General features: G+C 72.0%; 19 protein-coding genes. 9 read left to right on the top strand and 10 right to left on the bottom strand.

What is annotated here, in order from left to right:
• Window positions 1–5 precede the first annotated feature (5 nt).
• Window positions 6–791: an SDR family NAD(P)-dependent oxidoreductase gene (locus CLV34_RS02435; RefSeq protein ID WP_100349165.1), complete on the top strand. Its 786-nt coding sequence runs from the start codon at window positions 6–8 to the stop codon at window positions 789–791.
• Here CLV34_RS02435 and CLV34_RS02440 read toward each other — a convergent pair.
• The 3 genes from CLV34_RS02440 to CLV34_RS02450 form a co-directional block, all read right to left on the bottom strand.
• Window positions 778–2520: a SulP family inorganic anion transporter gene (locus CLV34_RS02440; RefSeq protein ID WP_100348642.1), complete on the bottom strand. Its 1743-nt coding sequence runs from the start codon at window positions 2518–2520 to the stop codon at window positions 778–780. The genes CLV34_RS02435 and CLV34_RS02440 overlap by 14 nt on opposite strands.
• A 129-nt stretch (window positions 2521–2649) precedes the next feature.
• On the bottom strand, window positions 2650–3111 hold the full coding sequence (locus CLV34_RS02445; protein ID WP_100348643.1) for a phage tail protein: 462 nt from the start codon (window positions 3109–3111) through the stop codon (window positions 2650–2652).
• 89 nt (window positions 3112–3200) lie between these two features.
• On the bottom strand, window positions 3201–3839 hold the full coding sequence (locus tag CLV34_RS02450) for an IMPACT family protein (protein WP_100348644.1): 639 nt from the start codon (window positions 3837–3839) through the stop codon (window positions 3201–3203).
• Between the two features lie 84 nt (window positions 3840–3923).
• On the opposite strand from CLV34_RS02450, the gene CLV34_RS02455 reads away from it, so the two are divergent.
• Both CLV34_RS02455 and CLV34_RS16255 read left to right on the top strand, forming a co-directional pair.
• On the top strand, window positions 3924–4394 hold the full coding sequence (locus tag CLV34_RS02455) for a DUF2199 domain-containing protein (RefSeq protein WP_245858917.1): 471 nt from the start codon (window positions 3924–3926) through the stop codon (window positions 4392–4394).
• A gap of 623 nt (window positions 4395–5017) precedes the next feature.
• Complete coding sequence (locus CLV34_RS16255) at window positions 5018–5623, top strand: hypothetical protein (RefSeq protein ID WP_157803667.1); 606 nt, start codon at window positions 5018–5020, stop codon at window positions 5621–5623.
• A 22-nt stretch (window positions 5624–5645) separates the two neighbouring features.
• On the opposite strand, the gene CLV34_RS02465 is transcribed toward CLV34_RS16255, so the two are convergent.
• The 6 genes from CLV34_RS02465 to CLV34_RS02495 all read right to left on the bottom strand — a co-directional run bounded on the left by CLV34_RS02465 (window position 5646) and on the right by CLV34_RS02495 (window position 10005).
• Window positions 5646–5879 carry a hypothetical protein gene (locus CLV34_RS02465; RefSeq protein WP_100348647.1) on the bottom strand — a complete coding sequence of 78 codons (234 nt, stop codon included), beginning with the start codon at window positions 5877–5879 and terminating at the stop codon, window positions 5646–5648.
• Window positions 5880–6424: 545 nt separating this feature from the next.
• Window positions 6425–6898, bottom strand: a complete 474-nt coding sequence (locus CLV34_RS02475; protein WP_100348649.1) for a DIP1984 family protein — start codon at window positions 6896–6898, stop codon at window positions 6425–6427.
• 113 nt (window positions 6899–7011) lie between these two features.
• Window positions 7012–7368: a hypothetical protein gene (locus CLV34_RS02480; protein ID WP_157803668.1), complete on the bottom strand. Its 357-nt coding sequence runs from the start codon at window positions 7366–7368 to the stop codon at window positions 7012–7014.
• Window positions 7369–7504: 136 nt separating this feature from the next.
• Entirely contained in the window at window positions 7505–7846 is a 342-nt protein-coding gene (locus CLV34_RS02485; RefSeq protein WP_100348651.1) for a hypothetical protein, read from the bottom strand.
• A gap of 150 nt (window positions 7847–7996) precedes the next feature.
• On the bottom strand, window positions 7997–9082 hold the full coding sequence (ychF, locus tag CLV34_RS02490; RefSeq protein ID WP_100348652.1) for a redox-regulated ATPase YchF: 1086 nt from the start codon (window positions 9080–9082) through the stop codon (window positions 7997–7999).
• A gap of 68 nt (window positions 9083–9150) precedes the next feature.
• Complete coding sequence (locus CLV34_RS02495) at window positions 9151–10005, bottom strand: C39 family peptidase (protein WP_100348653.1); 855 nt, start codon at window positions 10003–10005, stop codon at window positions 9151–9153.
• A gap of 131 nt (window positions 10006–10136) precedes the next feature.
• On the opposite strand from CLV34_RS02495, the gene CLV34_RS02500 reads away from it, so the two are divergent.
• Both CLV34_RS02500 and CLV34_RS02505 read left to right on the top strand, forming a co-directional pair.
• Complete coding sequence (locus tag CLV34_RS02500; protein WP_100348654.1) at window positions 10137–10712, top strand: GNAT family N-acetyltransferase; 576 nt, start codon at window positions 10137–10139, stop codon at window positions 10710–10712.
• 35 nt (window positions 10713–10747) lie between these two features.
• Window positions 10748–12247, top strand: coding sequence for a DNA recombination protein RmuC (locus tag CLV34_RS02505; protein ID WP_100348655.1), 1500 nt, complete (start codon window positions 10748–10750; stop codon window positions 12245–12247).
• A gap of 18 nt (window positions 12248–12265) precedes the next feature.
• Here CLV34_RS02505 and CLV34_RS02510 read toward each other — a convergent pair whose 3' ends face one another.
• Complete coding sequence (locus CLV34_RS02510) at window positions 12266–13318, bottom strand: 4-hydroxy-3-methylbut-2-enyl diphosphate reductase (RefSeq protein ID WP_245858995.1); 1053 nt, start codon at window positions 13316–13318, stop codon at window positions 12266–12268.
• 162 nt (window positions 13319–13480) lie between these two features.
• Here CLV34_RS02510 and xseA point away from each other — a divergent pair, with 162 nt between their 5' ends.
• Genes xseA through CLV34_RS02530 form a run of 4 tightly spaced genes read left to right on the top strand, consistent with a single transcriptional unit; the run spans window position 13481 to window position 16885 of the window.
• On the top strand, window positions 13481–14815 hold the full coding sequence (xseA, locus tag CLV34_RS02515) for an exodeoxyribonuclease VII large subunit (protein WP_211289326.1): 1335 nt from the start codon (window positions 13481–13483) through the stop codon (window positions 14813–14815).
• The gene (locus tag CLV34_RS02520; RefSeq protein WP_100348657.1) at window positions 14812–15129 is read left to right on the top strand and encodes an exodeoxyribonuclease VII small subunit; all 318 of its coding nucleotides are present in this window, start codon (window positions 14812–14814) and stop codon (window positions 15127–15129) included. Before xseA ends, CLV34_RS02520 begins: the two co-directional genes overlap by 4 nt.
• Window positions 15126–16136 (top strand): carbohydrate kinase family protein, encoded by a 1011-nt coding sequence (locus CLV34_RS02525; protein WP_342747192.1) that lies wholly within the window; start codon window positions 15126–15128, stop codon window positions 16134–16136. The genes CLV34_RS02520 and CLV34_RS02525 overlap by 4 nt, the downstream gene beginning before the upstream one ends.
• 59 nt (window positions 16137–16195) lie before the next feature.
• The gene (locus tag CLV34_RS02530; RefSeq protein ID WP_100348658.1) at window positions 16196–16885 is read left to right on the top strand and encodes a carbonic anhydrase; all 690 of its coding nucleotides are present in this window, start codon (window positions 16196–16198) and stop codon (window positions 16883–16885) included.
• The last annotated feature ends 4 nt before the right edge of the window (window positions 16886–16889 follow it).

The following is a 16889-nucleotide window of genomic DNA, read 5'->3' on the forward strand; positions in this document are numbered from 1 at the left end:
TGGCCATGGACCTGAGACTGGGTGGGCGGACCGCCGTCGTCACCGGGGCCAGCAAGGGCATCGGGCTCGCGATCGTGCGTGCCCTCGCGGCGGAGGGCGCGATGGTGGTCGCGGGGTCCCGCAGCAGCACGCCCGAGCTCGACGAGCTCACGCGGACCGCCGACGTGCACACCGTGCCCGTCGACCTCACGACGCCCGACGGACCGGCGGCGCTCGTCGAGGCCGCCGTCGAGCGGTTCGGCGGGATCGATGTGCTCGTCAACAACGTCGGCGCGGTCCGGCCGAGGCTCGATGGGTTCGTCGCGCTCACCGACGACGACTGGGAGTGGTCGCTCACCATCAACTTCCTCGCCGCGGTGCGGACGATGCGGGCCGCGGTCCCCCACATGACCGACCGGCCGGGGGCGAGCATCGTCACCGTCGGGTCCGTCAACGCGTACCTCCCGGACCCCGGGGTCGTCGACTACTCCGCCGCGAAGGGCGCGCTGACGAACCTCTGCAAGTCGCTCTCGAAGGAGCTCGGCCCGGGGATCCGCGTCAACACGATCAGCCCCGGGCCCGTGCGGACCGACCTGTGGCTCGGCTCCGGTGGCGTCGCGGCGACGGTCGGCGGGTCGGACGGGACGGACCCGGGCGACGTCGTCCGCAAGCAGGAGGAGCAGGCGGCGACCGGACGGTTCACCGACCCCCGCGAGGTCGCCGACCTCGTGCTGTTCCTGGCGAGCGACCGGGCCGCGAACATCACGGGGAGCGACGTCCGGATCGACGGTGGGCTCGTCACGACCCTGTGACGCGCACCGCGGGGTCGTCGTCCGGCGACGGCCCCGCGAGCGCGGCGAGGGCGCGGTGCACGTTGCCGTGCAGGTGGTCCTTGCCGAGGGCGGCGACGAGGCCGTCCCGTTCGAGGACGCGACGGACCGCGGGCCGCACCCCGGCCAGCCGGACGTCCACCCCCGCCTCCGTCGCGGTGCGGACCACGTCCGACAGGGCGGCGGTCCCCTGCGAGTCCGCGAACGTCACGCTCGCCAGGTACAGCACGACTGCGCGGACCCCGGCCTCGCCCGACGCGCGGCGCACCCGGTCGGCCACGCCGTCCGCCGTCGCGAAGAACAGCCCGCCGTCCAGGCGCAGGACCACGACGCCGGCCACCGTCTCGTCGCCCGGGTGCTCGTCCAGGTCACGGAAGACCTGCGTCCCGCGCTCGCGCCCCAACGTCGTCACCCGCGGGTGCGTCACGACGTGGACCAGCCACAGCAGCGACAGCACGATCCCGACGACCACCCCGGCGAGGACCCCCACGACGAGCGTCGCGACCAGGGCGGCGACCGCCACCCAGAAGTCCACCCGGGAGACGCGACGCAGGCGGCGCATCTCCGGGACGTCCATCATCCCCATGACGACCGCCTCGATGATGAGCGCCGCGAGGACCGGCTTCGGCAGGGACGAGAAGAGCGGCGCCAGCACCAGCAGGGCGAGCAGGACCACCGCCCCCGACGTGAGCGACGCGACGCCCGTGCGCGCTCCCGCCCGGTCGTTGAGCGAGCTCGCCGACAGGCTCGTCGAGACCGGCATGCCCTGCAGCAGCCCGGCCCCGACGTTCGCCCCCGCCTGGGCGACCGACTCCTGGTCGATGTCGACGTCGTACCGGTGCTTCGCAGCGAACGCGCGGGCGTCGCCGGCCGTCTGCGAGAAGCCGATCATGACCAGGGCGAACGCCGCGAGCAGCACGCTGCCCGCGTGGTCCGTGAGGAGTCCGAGGTCGGGGACCTCGAGCGACGGGAGCCCGCTCGGGATGTCGCCGACGAGCGCGACCCCCCGGTCGCCCAGGTCGAGCAGCGCCGACGCGAGGAGACCTCCCACGACGAGCACGAGCGCGTTCGGCACACGCGGGGCGGCGCGGTGCAGACCGAACACCACGACGAGGGACACCACGCCCACGACCACGGTCGCCGTGTGGGCGTCGCCGAGACCCGTCAGCCACGACCACAGCTCCCGGAACGACGTCTTGCCCTCGGCGTCCGTCCCCGTCAGCTTCGGCAGCTCCCCGACGACGACGTCGATCGCCGCGCCGAACAGGAACCCCGTCACCACGGCGCGGGACAGGAACTGCGAGAGCCAGCCGAGGCGGAACACCGCCAGGGCGAGGAACATCAGCCCGGACACGAGCGTGATGCCTGCGACGAGCGTCGCCACGTCCGGTCCCGTCACGCCCGTGGCCAGGACGGCGCCGCCCGCGACCGCGGCGATCCCCGAGCTCGGGCCCGTCGAGATCTGCCGACAGGTGCCCAGCACGGCGTAGACGATCGCGCCCACCGCGGCCGCGTAGAGCCCCCGCTCGAGCGGCACGCCGGCCACACCGGCGTATCCCAAGTTCTTGGGGATGATCAGCGCGCCCACCACGACGCCCGCCACCAGGTCCCGCCCCAGCCACTCGCGGCGGTAGGTGCGCAGCTGCGCGGTGAGCGGCACGAACCGCGTCAGCCGGCTCCGAGGCGGCGTGGGGACGACCGGCGCCGTCATCGCCGGGACCGGCTCGCGCCGTCGAACGGTTCGGTCGCCCGGAGCGCACGGTCCGTCATCGCGCAAGCGTGGCACGCACGGCCGCGGGGCGCGCGGCCTGCTACCGCGAGCCGCCGTCCGTCCCGGAGATCAGTGCTCGCCCTTGACGACGAAGTAGGAGCCCCGGATCGTGCCGGCGAGCTTGGACCGCTGGCGCGCGAACTTGAAGGCCCCGAGCTCGTCGGGGACCTCCATGCCGTCCGAGAGCTTGAACCCCACGGCCCGCTTGCCCCCCGCCGCGAGCGTGTACAGCACGTTGATCGCGAGCCCTGACGCGTAGAAGACATGGGTCCACCGGATGCCGTCGACCTCGAACGACGTGGCCTCGAGCGGCGGCGACGCGATGCTCAGGCCGCGCTCCTCGCGCAGCACGCGCTCGACGTAGGCGACCGCCTCACCGGCCTCGGACGCCGGGTCGACCGTGAAGACGTGGTCGTACTTGTTCTTGAAGTACCGGGCCTCGTTGGCGCGGAGTCCCGCGAGCGCGTCCGCGACCGGTGAGGACTCGAGGCCGACGGTGGAGACGTTCTCGAAGTCGACGACGTACGACATGCCTGGTCCCCCGGTCTCCTGCGCTACCTCCTGCGACCTGGCCACGCTACCGTCTGCGGGCTCGCCAGGCGCCCCATCCACGAGTCGTCTCAGCCGGGCAGGTCGACGTACGCGGTGCACCCGACGTCGACACCCGCGGCCCCGGACGACAGCTCCGCCACGCGGTCGACGGTCGCGCCGACGTCGCCCGGAGCCACTGCGAGATCGATGCGCAGGGCCTCGCCGTACTCGACGTGCACCGGCACCAGGCCGGTGCGCCGCAGCTCCGCCTCGAGGCCGGGCCCGCGATCCCAGCCGACGTCGACGTGCAGCCGCGTCCGGGGCGCGCGGACCACACGCCGGGCCGCTGCCGCGGACTCCTGGACCGCCGCCGTGTACGCCCGCACGAGCCCCCCGGTGCCCAGCAGCACCCCGCCGAAGTACCGGGTGACGACCGCGACGACGTCCGTCAGCCCCTCGCCGCGCAGCGCCTCGAGCATCGGGAGCCCGGCGGTGCCACTCGGCTCCCCGTCGTCGTTCGACCGGGCCGTCTCGCCGCGCGGGCCGATCCGGAACGCGCTGCAGTGGTGTCGAGCGCGCGGGTGCGCGGCCCGTGCCTCGGCGACGACGGCGCGGGCCGCGTCCTCCGAGGCGGACCGGTCGAGCACGCAGAGGAACCGGGACCGCTCGATCTCGATCTCCGTCTCGACGCGACCGGCCACGGTCGTGTACTCGTCGGCGGAGGTCATGGAACCCATTGTTCCCGACGGTCCTCCCGGGAACCGAGCGCCCGCGAGCTCGACGGCTCGCCGGCATCGGCGATGATCTGCCTCATGAGGCGAACGGCGCCCCCGGCGCAGCGCTGCGTGACATGCGGAGAAGAGCACCAGGGCCTCACCACGGTCTTCGGCCCTCCAGCACCGGATCCATGGGCATCCGCGACCGACGAAGAACGGAACCGTGGAGGGATCAACCGCGACACGTGCGTCATCACGATCGACGACACGACCTCCTACGTCGTCCGAGGTGAGCTGCCGATCCCCGTGCGCGACGCGGCGACAGGCGCCTTCGCCTGGTCCGTCTGGGTGTCGCTGAGCGAGCAGAACATGAGGACGTTGGCCGACCGGTGGTACGACCCCGGACGCGAGTCGCTGCCCCCGATGTTCGGCTGGCTCTGCAACGAGCTGTCTCCCTACCCGTCCACCACTCACCTCGCCACCAACGTCCACACCCGCGCTCCAGGTGTCGAAGGCATCACGATCCACCGCGTCGCGGAGTTGAACCGCCTCCTGCGTGCCACCTGACCGTCAGGGCGTCCCGGTAGGTTCACGCCATGGGATTCCGGGGCGAGGCACAGCGTGTTCGTGACGAGAGCCTGACCCACGGCCAGCGGCTTCGTGCGCTCACCCGCTGCCTGGAACGCGTGCACCCGGTCGGCTTCCAGCCCTCGTGGGACTACCTCGAGGCGAAGCTCGGCACCTCACGAGAGGACGTGCGGTTCCTCGTCCCGGCTCTCGACCTGCTCGACCGCGAGCGCAGCGCGTACCTCGACGTCGACCAGCGCTACGCGGTTCTGAGGCGACGCCTCAAGCGGCGAGGGTCGAGGGCGCCGCGACCCGACGACGTCACGCCGCGCTCACCTCGTCGGTGGCACGGCGACGAGCGGGAGGGTGCGATCCACGTGCTGAGGTGGTGGCTCCGGGAGCGTCTGCCGCCGGGCTTCGTGGACGACCCGGAGGCCCAGCGCGCTGTCGACGTCGCGCGTGCCCTCGCGCACGCCTCGAGTCCTGCTCCGGTCGATCGCGTCGGTCTGCAAGCGAGCCTCCGCTGGGCTCGACGACACGACGCCGGGCAGCTGCTCCACCTGCTCGGCCAGATCCACGTCGCCCTCGACGGACCTCCCGCGGTCGGCATCCCGTGGAACTTCGTGACGCCGACCGACCGAACCACCGGCACGTCGGCGGTCGCACGTGAGTCCTTCAGGGACCCCGTCGGGCTATGGCGCGCCACCCCCGGCAGGGCGAGCCATGTCGTCGACGCGGCCACCGACCTCCTGGTCCTGGGATACGACGCGAGTGCGCTCGGCGAGCTCGCCGGCATGTCGCCGTGCGCGTCTTTCTACGACGTCGACCCCGTTCTCACAACCGTCCTCGATCAGGTGGGAGCAGCAGACCTCCTCGGACGAGGTGCCGACCGTGCCGGACTCGAAGCACATCTTGGTCTCTTCCTGGACCGCACGATCACGCTCCGTGAGCTCTCGACCTGGGCGCACCAGACGATCGGTCATGACGGCGAGGAAGACCTGCAGCCGTTCGTGGAGCTCGACGACGTCTACGACGACTGGGAGTACTCGGGCGAAGACCTCTGCTCCCTCGACACGGTCACCCGCCAGGCCGCGCGAGACTTTCTCGCAGGTCGATCCGTCACACGATTCGACGGGCTCGAGCCATCCCCGCCGGCAGCAACCACCGTGGCGCGACCGCCGGGCTGGCTCGATCGCCTGCGACGGCGTGGTGGCCAACCTGCGCCGTGATCGAGGAACGCTTCCACGGATCTCACGGACTGATACCCCGGGCGACGGCGGCAGCGAAGAGCAACCCGTCGAAGGCGCTCGCCGCCTTGTCTGCCGGCGGCCTGTCGAGCACGGCGCGCACGGCGTCTGCCGGCACCGGGGTGATCCGACGGGCGTCGGCCAGCGCGAGCACCGGCTCCGGCGGGACGCTGCGAGCGACCACCGACCGGCTGATGGTCGGGTCCGTCGTCGGGCAGGAGGTCATCTGGTCGATCAACTACTTCCTCGTCGCGCAGAACCAGGACGACCTGTTCGCGCTCGTGCGCGACGGAGCGTCCGTGGACGTCCGTGGACCGTGCCCGACCTGCTGGTCGACGCCCACCCACGCACGGCCCGACGTCACCCCGACGCCCATGCTCGGGTACTCGCCGACCTGGACGAAGCACCGGTCATCGGGCCTGCGTCTGTTCCGTGCCACGGGCACCTGTCCTTCCGACATCACGGCTCGCGCGGCAACCGCCCGCGAAACCTTCAGGCGCTGCGCGTCTCCGCGGTGGAACAGAGGCGACGGCCGTGTCGATACGCACGGCCCTCGCCCCGGGTGTGGGGCGCCCCGTTCCCGCCCTCGTCGTCCGGATCTGCACGTGGTGGTGAGCTGTGCGGTGTGCCCTGTCACCTGTGCGCCGTGCTGAGCTGCACTGTCGACGGGGAATCGAACCCCATGCGTTGCTCTTCACGCGCCAGGGAGCCGGAAGACCGCCGGCCCTCGGTGTGTGCACGCCTCCGTGACGACTACCTGCTTCCCACACCCAGCTCGTGGGGTCAGTCCTCGATCAGGTCGATCTCCCAGTTGGTCCGCTGGATCAGGGTGTCCACCTCGCGGATCTCCTTCGAGAGGGCATCCGCCTCGGCGCGGAGCTCGGCGACCGGGAGGGCGGAGAGGACCCGCAGCTCGGACCGCAGCTGCCTGACCGCTCCGCGCTGGTCGCGCCCCGACGCGGCGTCGGCGGCCGCGGTGACCACCGAGTGGCGCAGCCGCAGGACGTCCCGGCGGGCGAGGGCGTCGGTCAGCGTGCCACCGCCGTCGATCACCACGGTGGAGTTGGTCCGGTTGATCTGACGGATCAACCGCTCCAGCTCGTCCAGCACCTCACCGGCCTGGGCCAGGACCTCGGCCGCGTTCTCGGCCGGTTCCTCGCCCTCCTGGAACCGGGCGCTGCCGACGACACGCGCCCGCAGCTGCTCCACCCGCCGCACTGCGGCCGCCCGCTGCGCGAGCGCTTCAGCCAGCTTCACTCGTCTTCACCTGTCCGTCTTGGGGATCGTGCGGCAATTATGCACGTCCACGGGGTACCCCGGAGCTGGCAGCTTCACGGCGATGCTGGTGTTCCTTCCACCAGAAATCGGCATCAGAAATCGGCGTCCCTCAGGCCGAGGACCTGCCACATCGACGCCGCCTCGTCCCGAGGAAGCCAGGCGAAGTCGAACACGACCGGCGGGCCGGGGCCCCACCGCTGACTCACCCCACCGAAGACGCCACGGCGCTCCTCCAGGAGAACGCTCGGGCCGTGGTGGTCGAGATGACCGGCATCGAGCTCTCGCACCGTGTACCAGGCGGGGCCGTAGTCCTCGAACGCGGGCTCCTTCGTCCCGTCAGCCCAGACGATGACGAACCAGGGCCACGGAGACCGCCCCGGGAACGTGATCTCACCGACGACGCTCGCGAGGTGGCCCATCAGGATGCCACCCACGTGTAGCGTCCCCACGCCATGGTCGTACGCCCGCAGCTCGGGATCGGGCAGGACATACCGACCCTCTCGAAACGACGTCATGACCGGCCGCTGTGGTGCTGACGCAAATCGACCACTTCGTGGACAAGCGCGGGCGTGACGCTGACCGTCGTCATCGGAACTCGCGAACGACCTCGATCGGACCGACGATGTGCCGGTTGAACTCCTCGAGTTCCTCTGCAGGGATCCAGTACTCGAGGATCGTCTGGCCACCTGCTTGCTGGACGTGGTACTGGTCGAGAAACACCTTGTCGACCTCGAAACGCGTCACGTACCCGACGCCGCTCGCCTTGACGTTCCAGTCGCGGGCGATCCGGACGGTGTAGTCCTCATTCAGGACCGGGTAGAAGATCGGTTGATCGGAAAGCCTTGGGGGCCATGCACGCCAGCCCGAAGCCTCGACCAGGGCGAGCTCGTGGGGACCTGTGGGGCGCCAGAGCGTGACCGTTTCCATGTCCGCAGTCTCGCCGATGCGGAACCTCGGTGCCGAACGCTTTCCGCGTGCCGGTAGCCGTGGCTCCACCAACGCTCATGGCTGAGGCCTTGTCGGACCGTGCGCGGACTACGACGAGAGAACTCCTAGGGCCTGCGCCGACGCGCCGGCTTACACGTTGAAGCGGAACTCCACGACGTCGCCGTCCTGCATCACGTAGTCCTTGCCCTCGATGCGCGCCTTGCCCGCCGACCGGGCGTTCGCGACGGAGCCCGCCTCGACGAGCTCGTCGAACGACACGATCTCCGCCTTGATGAACCCGCGCTCGAAGTCGGTGTGGATGACGCCCGCTGCCTGCGGCGCCGTCCACCCACGCTTGATCGTCCAGGCGCGTGCCTCCTTGGGGCCCGCGGTGAGGTACGTCTGCAGGCCGAGGGTGTGGAAGCCCACGCGGGCGAGCTGCGCGAGACCGGGCTCGGTCTGGCCGGAGTCGGCGAGCATCTCGGCGGCGTCCTCGGGCTCGAGCTCGACGAGCTCGGACTCGAACTTCGCGTCGAGGAACACGGCGTCCGCGGGGGCGACGAGCGTGCGGAGGCGGTCCTGCATCGCGGTGTCGGCCAGCCCGTCCTCGTCCGTGTTGAAGACGAAGATGAACGGCTTCGCGGTCATGAGCTGCAGGCTCGCGACATCTGCGAGGTCGAGCTTGGCGCCGGCCGCGCCCTGGTAGAGCGTCGTGCCCTCCTCGAGGATCGCCTGCGCGGTCTTCGCCGCCTCGTAGAGCTTGGCGTCGCCCTTCTTGATCTTGACCTCCTTCTCGAGACGCGGCAACGCCTTCTCGAGGGTCTGGAGGTCCGCAAGGATCAGCTCGGTGGAGATCGTCTCCATGTCGCCCTCGGCGTCCGACGAGCCCTCGACGCGGACGACGTCCGGGTCGGAGAACACGCGGGTCACCTGACAGATGGCGTCGGCCTCGCGGATGTTCGCGAGGAACTTGTTGCCGAGCCCCTCGCCCTCGCTCGCGCCCTTGACGATCCCCGCGATGTCGACGAACGACACCGTCGCCGGGAGCGTGCGCTCGCTCGTGAACACCTCGGCGAGCTTGTCCAGCCGCGGGTCCGGGAGCGGGACGACGCCGACGTTGGGCTCGATCGTCGCGAACGGGTAGTTCGCCGCGAGAACCTGGTTGCGCGTCAGGGCGTTGAAGAGGGTGGACTTGCCGACGTTGGGGAGGCCGACGATCCCGATGGTGAGTGCCACGGGAGCCAAGTCTACGGGGGCGTCCGGGCCGGTGGGCACAGGCGAGCCTGCCCCACCGGCCCGTCGCGTCAGCCGACGACGCCGCGGTCGTCGGCCCGCAGGGACAGGTCCGACACCGAGATGTCGAACGTCTTCGCCGACTTCTCGTACCCACCGGCCAGGCCGGCCGCGGGGTCGACGATCGTCACGGTGCTCCCGCCGTTGCGGTACCCGACCGCGATGACGAAGTGCCCGATGTCGCGGTTCGGGTGGTTGTTGTAGTGCGTCTTGACCTCGTGCGTGTTGATCACGACCGGGATGTGGTAGCCACCGATGTCCGCCCGGATGATGGCCTTGAGCTCCGTCGCGCTCGGAGCGGAGATCGCCTCGTACTGGGAACCGCGGGACCCGGCGACCCACCGCATCCCGTTGCGCACCTGGAGGCGGTCGCTCCCGGCCGTCGTCGTCTTGATCTTCGCCGCGACCTCGGCCTGCGTCTTGTTCGTGTGGAAGTACTTGGACGCGATCGCGACCGACGTCGGACCGCACCAGTAGCCGGTCTTCTGCTGCTGCCAGAGCGCGACCGCGCTCTTCGTCGGGTTGCTGCTGCTGCCGACCAGCGAGTACTGGCTCGGGATCGGGCGGTAGCACACACGGGTCGTCGCGGCCGCCACGCTCCCCGGCCCGGCGGCGACGGAGGCCGAGGCGCACGGCGAGGTGAGCGCACCCAGACCACCCGCGCTGCTGCCGGAGCTGACAGGCACCCCCTTCGACGAGACCGACTTGAGCGTCGAGAGCCGGTGGGTGGCCGCGGAGCTCCGCGCACCCCAGGACTTGCCCTGGTCACCCGTGACGGTCACGGCCGACGCCGCGACAGGAGCGGCCACCAGTGCGAAGCCCACCGCCGCCGCGGCGGCGCGAATCGCTACGGTTCGAATCTTCATCTTGTCCCCTTGCTCGGCGAACAGGGTCGCCCGTTTTGCGGCCCTTCGGGCGGATGGTACAGGCGCGAACCACGCACCGGCGCCGCCGTCCGCCCGGCCCGGCTCGTCGACGGCAGGGGTACCGTCGGGCCATGTCCGGCCTGCTCACCCCCCGCCTCGTCCTGCGCCCCTGGGACCCCTCCGACCCCGCCGACGTCGACTTCCTCTTCGACACGTACTCACGCTGGGACGTGCAGCGGTACATCGGGCGCGTGCCGCGCGTCATGGAGGACCGGGCCGAAGCTGTCACGCTCGCCAGGCGCTGGTCCGACACGGCTTACCAGCAGCCCCTGGGCATCCGTGCCGTGACCCGAGCGAGCGACGGGCAGCGGCTCGGCTCAGTGCTGCTCAAGCCGATCCCCGCGTCCGGCACCGCGGACCCTCCGCAGCCGTCGGGCGACGTCGAGATCGGGTGGCACCTCCACCCGGACGCGTGGGGCCACGGGTACGCGACGGAGGCCGCGTCGGCGGTGCTCGCCGCCGGGTTCGCGTCCGGGCTGGACCGCGTCGTGGCGGTCACGCACCCGGACAACGTCGCGTCGCAGGCCGTGTGCCGTCGCCTCGGGATGCGCTCGCTCGGCCTCAGCGACGCCTACTACGACGTCACGTGCGCCCTGTTCGAGGCGCGCTCGGACGCGGTGCCCGGGGCGGCAGCGCGTGGCGAATGACACGGGTGTCAGTAGCGCCTGACACCCTGTGACCCATGACGACAGTGCTGCTCGCCGCCGGTGCCCTCCTCGTCGGTCTCGTCCTCGGTCTGCTGCTCGCGCAGGTCCGCCAGGGCGGCCGCTCGCGCGACCTCGAGATCCGCGCCGCGCGCGCCGAAGAGGCCCTGAGCGCCGTCCAGGAGTCGGGCCGCCAGCAGCTCGAGAGCTCCCGCACCACCGCCCTGCACCAGCTCGAGGACCACCGGCGACAGACCGCCGAGCAGGTCGCAGCCCTCCAGCGTCAGGCCGACGAGCGGGTCGCCCAGGCCGACCGGGGAGCGAAGGAGCAGGTCGCCCTCGCCGAACGTGCGGCGGCGCAGCGGGTCGCCGCGGTCGAGGCCGACCAGGCACGGCTCGCCGAGCAGTTCCAGGAGGTCGCGAACAAGGTCCTGTCGGTGAACAACGAGCAGTTCCTCGCCCTCGCCACCGAGCACCTCGGCAAGGCGCAGGTCGCCGGCAAGGCCGACCTGACCGCCCGCCAGGAGGCCGTGCAGGCGCTCGTCGGGCCGCTCGCCGAGAGCCTGCAGAAGATCCAGCAGCAGGTCGAGGAGTCCGAGAAGCAGCGCCTCACCGGCACGCTCGACCTCAAGCACCAGGTCGTCGAGATGCGCACCGAGGCCGAGAAGCTCCGCAACGAGACCTCGCAGCTCAAGAACGCGCTGAGCAAGTCCCAGGTGCGCGGGGCGTGGGGCGAGATGCAGCTCAAGCGGCTCGTCGAGTCGGCGGGCATGCTCGACCGCGTCGACTTCGAGGAGCAGGTCCAGGCCGCCGGCGGGTCCCTGCGCCCCGACATGGTCGTGCGGCTGTCCGGCGGCAAGAGCGTCGTCGTGGACGCCAAGGTCTCGCTCGCCGCCTTCCTCGAGGCGCAGGCCGCCGAGGACGACGCGACCCGTGCCGAGCGCCTCGCCGCGCACGCCCGGCACATGCGCACGCACGTCGACGACCTGCACCGTAAGGAGTACTGGGAGCAGTTCTCCCCCACGCCCGAGTTCGTCGCGATGTTCGTGCCCGCCGAGTCGTTCCTGTCGGCCGCGCTCGAGCAGGACCCGGCTCTGATGCAGTACGCGCTCGAGCGCAACGTCATCCTCGCCACCCCCATGACGCTCCTGGCGCTGCTGCGGACCGTCGCCTACTCGTGGCGCCAGGACGCGCTCGCCGAGAACGCCCAGCAGGTGCTCAAGCTCGGGCGCGAGTTCCACAGCCGGCTCGTCACCATGACCGGGCACGTGACGCGCGTCGGCAAGTCGCTGACCAGCGCGACCGACAGCTACAACAAGTTCATCGGCTCGCTCGAGCGCAACGTCCTGACGTCCGCGCGCCGCTTCGCCGAGCTCGACGTCATCGACCGCAGCCAGGTCATCGGCGAGCTCGACGGCATCGACGAGGCCGTGCGCCCCATCACCAAGGCCGAGCTCCTGCCCGCCGAGGCCGGCGACGTCGTCGCCATCGACGACAAGCCCGAGCCCGTCGACGGGACCGCGCGCGCTGCCGGCTGACCTGCAGGCAGGCCGCGGTCAGCCGGGCTGGATGCCCAGGTTCCGACGTCCGCCGCGCTCGGGGCGCCCTGCTGTCTCCGACCCCTCGAGCGAGGCACGCAGCTCGCGCGGCAGCGAGAACATGAGGTCCTCGGTCGCGGTGCGGACCTCCTGCACGTCGCCGTAGCCGCGCTCCGCGAGGTACCTGAGGACGTCCTCGACGAGGATCTCCGGCACAGACGCGCCGGAGGACACGCCGACGGTCGTGACGCCGTCCAGCCACGCCGGGTCGATCTCCGCCGCCCGGTCGATGCGGTACGACGTGCGGGCGCCCGCCTCGAGCGCGACCTCGACGAGCCGCACCGAGTTCGACGAGTTCGCCGACCCGACCACGATCACCAGGTCGCACTCGGGCGCCAGCTTCTTCACCGCCACCTGACGGTTCTGGGTCGCGTAGCAGATGTCGTCGCTGGGCGGGTCCTGCAGCGTCGGGAACTTGTCGCGCAGCCGGCGCACCGTCTCCATCGTCTCGTCGACCGAGAGGGTCGTCTGCGAGATCCAGATGACCTTGTCGGGGTCGCGGACCGTCACCGAGTCGACGTCGTCGGGCGAGTTCACGATCTGGATGTGCTCCGGCGCCTCGCCCGCCGTGCCTTCCACCTCTTCGTGCCCGGTGTGGCCGATGAGCAGGATGTCGAAGTCGTCGCGCGCGAACCGCACCGCCTCGCGGTGCACCTTCGTGACGAGCGGGCACGTCGCGTCGATCGTGTCGAGGTTCCGTGCCTCCGCCGCCTCGCGGACCGCCGGGGACACCCCGTGCGCCGAGAAGACCACGCGCGCACCCTCGGGCACCTCGTCCGTCTCGTCGACGAACACCGCGCCACGCTCGCTCAGCGTCGCGACGACGTGCTTGTTGTGGACGATCTCCTTGCGCACGTACACCGGCGCGCCGTAGTGCTCGAGCGCCTTCTCGACCGCCACGACGGCCCGGTCCACGCCCGCGCAGTAGCCGCGCGGCGCCGCGAGCAGGACGCGGCGGGCGGCGGTCGTGTCACGGGCGCCGGCCACGGTGGCGTCGGACGGGACGCGCACGGCGGTCGGCACGAAGGGCACGGGAGAGGTGGTGGTCACACCCCGATTCTAGGTGAGCACGCCCGAGGCTCCCGGGCGCCCGCTGTGCGCACGGTCACGTCGAGCCGCCCGGTGCGCCGGTCTCGGGTGCGACATGTCGGTGCCGTCGGGCACAGTGGGGCCGTGCCGCCGCCCTCCACACCCGCGCCCACCCCCGCACCCGACCTCCCTGCGCGCGCCCTCGACACCACCCCCGAGAACCCGTGGCCCGTGCGGCTCCTGTCCTCCAAGATCGAGGACTACGTGAGCCGTATGTCGCCGCTCTGGGTCGAGGGACAGGTCGTCGAGCTCAACCGCCGACCGGGCGCCGGCCTGCAGTTCATGACGCTGCGCGACACGGACGCCGACATGTCGTTGACGGTCGCGATGAGCACCCACGTCCTCGCGGGGCACGGGGACGACGTCGCTCCGGGAGCACACGTCGTCGTCCACGCGAGGCCGGGCTTCTGGCCCCGCCGCGGCACCCTCCAGCTCCAGGCGCGGGAGATCCGCGCGGTCGGGCTCGGCGAGCTGCTCGCCCGCATCGAGCACCTGCGTCGCGTGCTCGCTGCCGAGGGACTGTTCGACCACGACCGCAAGAAGCCGCTCCCGTTCCTGCCGGGCACGGTCGGCCTCGTCTGCGGGCGCGAGTCCAAGGCCGAGCACGACGTCGTCGTGAACGCGCGCGAACGGTGGCCCCAGGTCCGCTTCGAGATCCGTGAGGTCGCGGTCCAGGGTCCGTCCGCGGTGCCGCAGGTCAGCGCCGCGATCGCCGAGCTCGACGCCCGCCCGGACGTCGACGTCATCGTCGTGGCGCGTGGCGGCGGGGCCGTCGAGGACCTCCTGCCGTTCAGCAACGAGACCCTCGTCCGGGCGGCGGCCGCCTGCAGCACCCCCCTGGTGTCGGCCATCGGGCACGAGACGGACGCCCCCCTGCTCGACCTCGTCGCCGACTACCGCGCGTCCACCCCGACCGACGCCGCGCGCCGGATCGTGCCCGACGTCCGCGAGGAGCGTCGCGGGGTCGCGCTCGCCCGCGAGAGGTTGAGGTCCGCCGTCCGGACGCGCGTCGACCGGGAGCAGGCCGGGCTCGACGCCTTCCGCTCGCGGCCCGTCCTCGCCGACCCGGTGACCATGATCGACCGGCACGAGGAGCTGGTCGCCCACCACCTGCGCATGGCGCGGCGGGCGTTCGGTGACCGGGTCACCGCGGCGTCGGCGCAGGTCGACCGGCTCGCCGCGCAGGTCCGTGCACTGTCCCCCGCCGCGACGCTCGCACGCGGGTACGCCGTCGTCCACGGCCCGGACGGCCACGTCGTCCGCCGGCCGGACGAGGTGTCCGTGGACGACCGGCTGCGACTACGGTTGGCCGACGGGGAGCTCACGGCCACCGTGACCGCTCCCGCGCCCGGCACGGCGCCTCCACCCACCCCGAAGAGCAAGGACCGCACGACCAGGACGAAGGGAACGCGACCGTGACCCCCCGCTCCACCCCCGAGACCGGCAGCAGCGTCGGCAGCACCGAGACGACCGAGAACGTCGACGACGTCGCCGCCCTCGGCTACGAGGACGCGCGCGACGAGCTCGTGGCCGTCGTCGCACGGCTCGAGGCCGGCGCGTCGACCCTCGAGGAGTCGCTCGCCCTCTGGGAACGCGGCGAGGCCCTCGCGGCCCGCTGCCAGCAGTGGCTCGACGGTGCCCGCGAACGACTCGCGAGCGCCCGGGACGGAGACCGTGGGAGCCACGACGTTCCTGACGACACCGGCGTGCCGTCCGACCAGGAGGACCAGTGACCGGCATCATCCCCGCCACCACCCCCGCCACCGCGGACGGCACCACTGACGGCGAAGCACGGACCGGGAGTGCGCTCGTCGTCGGCGAGGCGCTCATCGACGTCGTGAACCGCCCGGACGGGACCGTCGACGCGCACCCGGGCGGCAGCCCCGCGAACGTCGCGCTCACGCTCGGCCGGCTCGGCCGCCCCGTCCGGCTGCTCACGTCGTTCGGGCGTGACGCGTACGGCGAGCAGGTCCGGGCGTGGCTCGACGAGTCGTCGGTCGAGCTCGTCCCCGGCTCGGACGACGCCGAGCGCACGTCCACCGCGACCGCGACGCTCGACGCGACCGGCTCGGCGTCGTACGAGTTCGACATCACGTGGCCGGCACCCGAGGCGCCGGCCACCCCCAGCAGCGCCGACGGGAGCACGACCGCGCCCCTCGTCGTGCACACGGGCTCCATCGCGACGTTCCTCGAGCCGGGGGCCGCGGGCGTGCTCGAGCTCGTCCGCGCGGCGCGCGCGACGTCGACGATCACGTTCGACCCGAACATGCGCCCGTCCCTGCTGCCCGAGCCCGACGTCGTGCGCCCGGTGGTCGAGGCGTTCATCGCCCAGTCGGACGTCGTGAAGGCGTCGGACGAGGACCTCGCCTGGCTGTTCCCGGACGTCGACCCCGTCGAGGTCGCGCAGACGTGGCTCGGCCTCGGGACGTCGCTCGTCGTCGTCACGCTCGGCGGCGACGGCGCGGTCGCGGTGACCGCGGCGGGCACGGTCCGGGTCGATCCCGTGCGGGTCGACGTCGTCGACACGGTCGGCGCGGGCGACTCGTTCATGGGCGCGCTCGTCGACGGCCTGTGGCACGCCGACCTGCTCGGTGCCGGCCGACGCGGCGCCCTCGCCGCGATCGACGACCGCACGGTCGAGGCGGTCCTCGGCCAGTGCGTCCGCGTCGCCGCGATCACCGTGTCCCGCGCGGGCGCGAACCCGCCCCGGCGCCACGAGGTCGCCGCGACCGAGCTCTGAGGCCGCTCGCGCGACCCCGAACACACCACCGACCCTCGACCAGGACAGGACCGGACACCATGCCCGAGAACCACGCCTCACTCCCCTCGACCACCCCGGACGTCGCGCCCGGCTCGCCCGCCATGGCGTGGGGTCAGCTCCGCGAGGGAAACCGCCGGTTCGTCTCGGGCGACGTCATGCACCCGTCGCAGGGGGTGGACCGCCGGCGCGAGCTCGCAGCGTCGCAGGCGCCGTTCGCCGTGGTGTTCGGCTGCTCGGACTCGCGGGTCGCCGCCGAGATCATCTTCGACCGGGGTCTCGGCGACCTGTTCGTCGTGCGCACGGCGGGGCACGTCATCGACACGACCGTGCTCGGCTCGATCGAGTACGGCGTCGAGGTGCTGGGGGCGAGCCTGATCGTCGTGCTCGGACACGACTCGTGCGGCGCGGTCGGCGCCGCCGTGCACACCCTCATGACGGGTGAGCAGCCTGCAGGCTTCGTCCGCGCCGTGACCGACCGGGTCATCCCGTCGATCGTCGGCGTCACCAAGGGAGGGGCCGAGGCCGTCGCCGCGATGAGTCCGGCGACCCTCCTGACGGAGCACGTCAAGCACACCGTCGAGATGCTGCACTCGTACTCGGGTGCGCTCGCGAGCGCGGTGGCCGAGGGGCGACTCGCCATCGTGGGCGTCCAGTACGACCTCGCCGAGGGCGTCGCGAACCTCGTCGAGGTCGACGGCGACGTCGCCGAGCAGCCGATCAGCCGCTGACCCG

The sequence above is a fragment of the Luteimicrobium subarcticum genome, from assembly GCF_002798015.1.
GTDB lineage: Bacteria > Actinomycetota > Actinomycetes > Actinomycetales > Cellulomonadaceae > Luteimicrobium > Luteimicrobium subarcticum.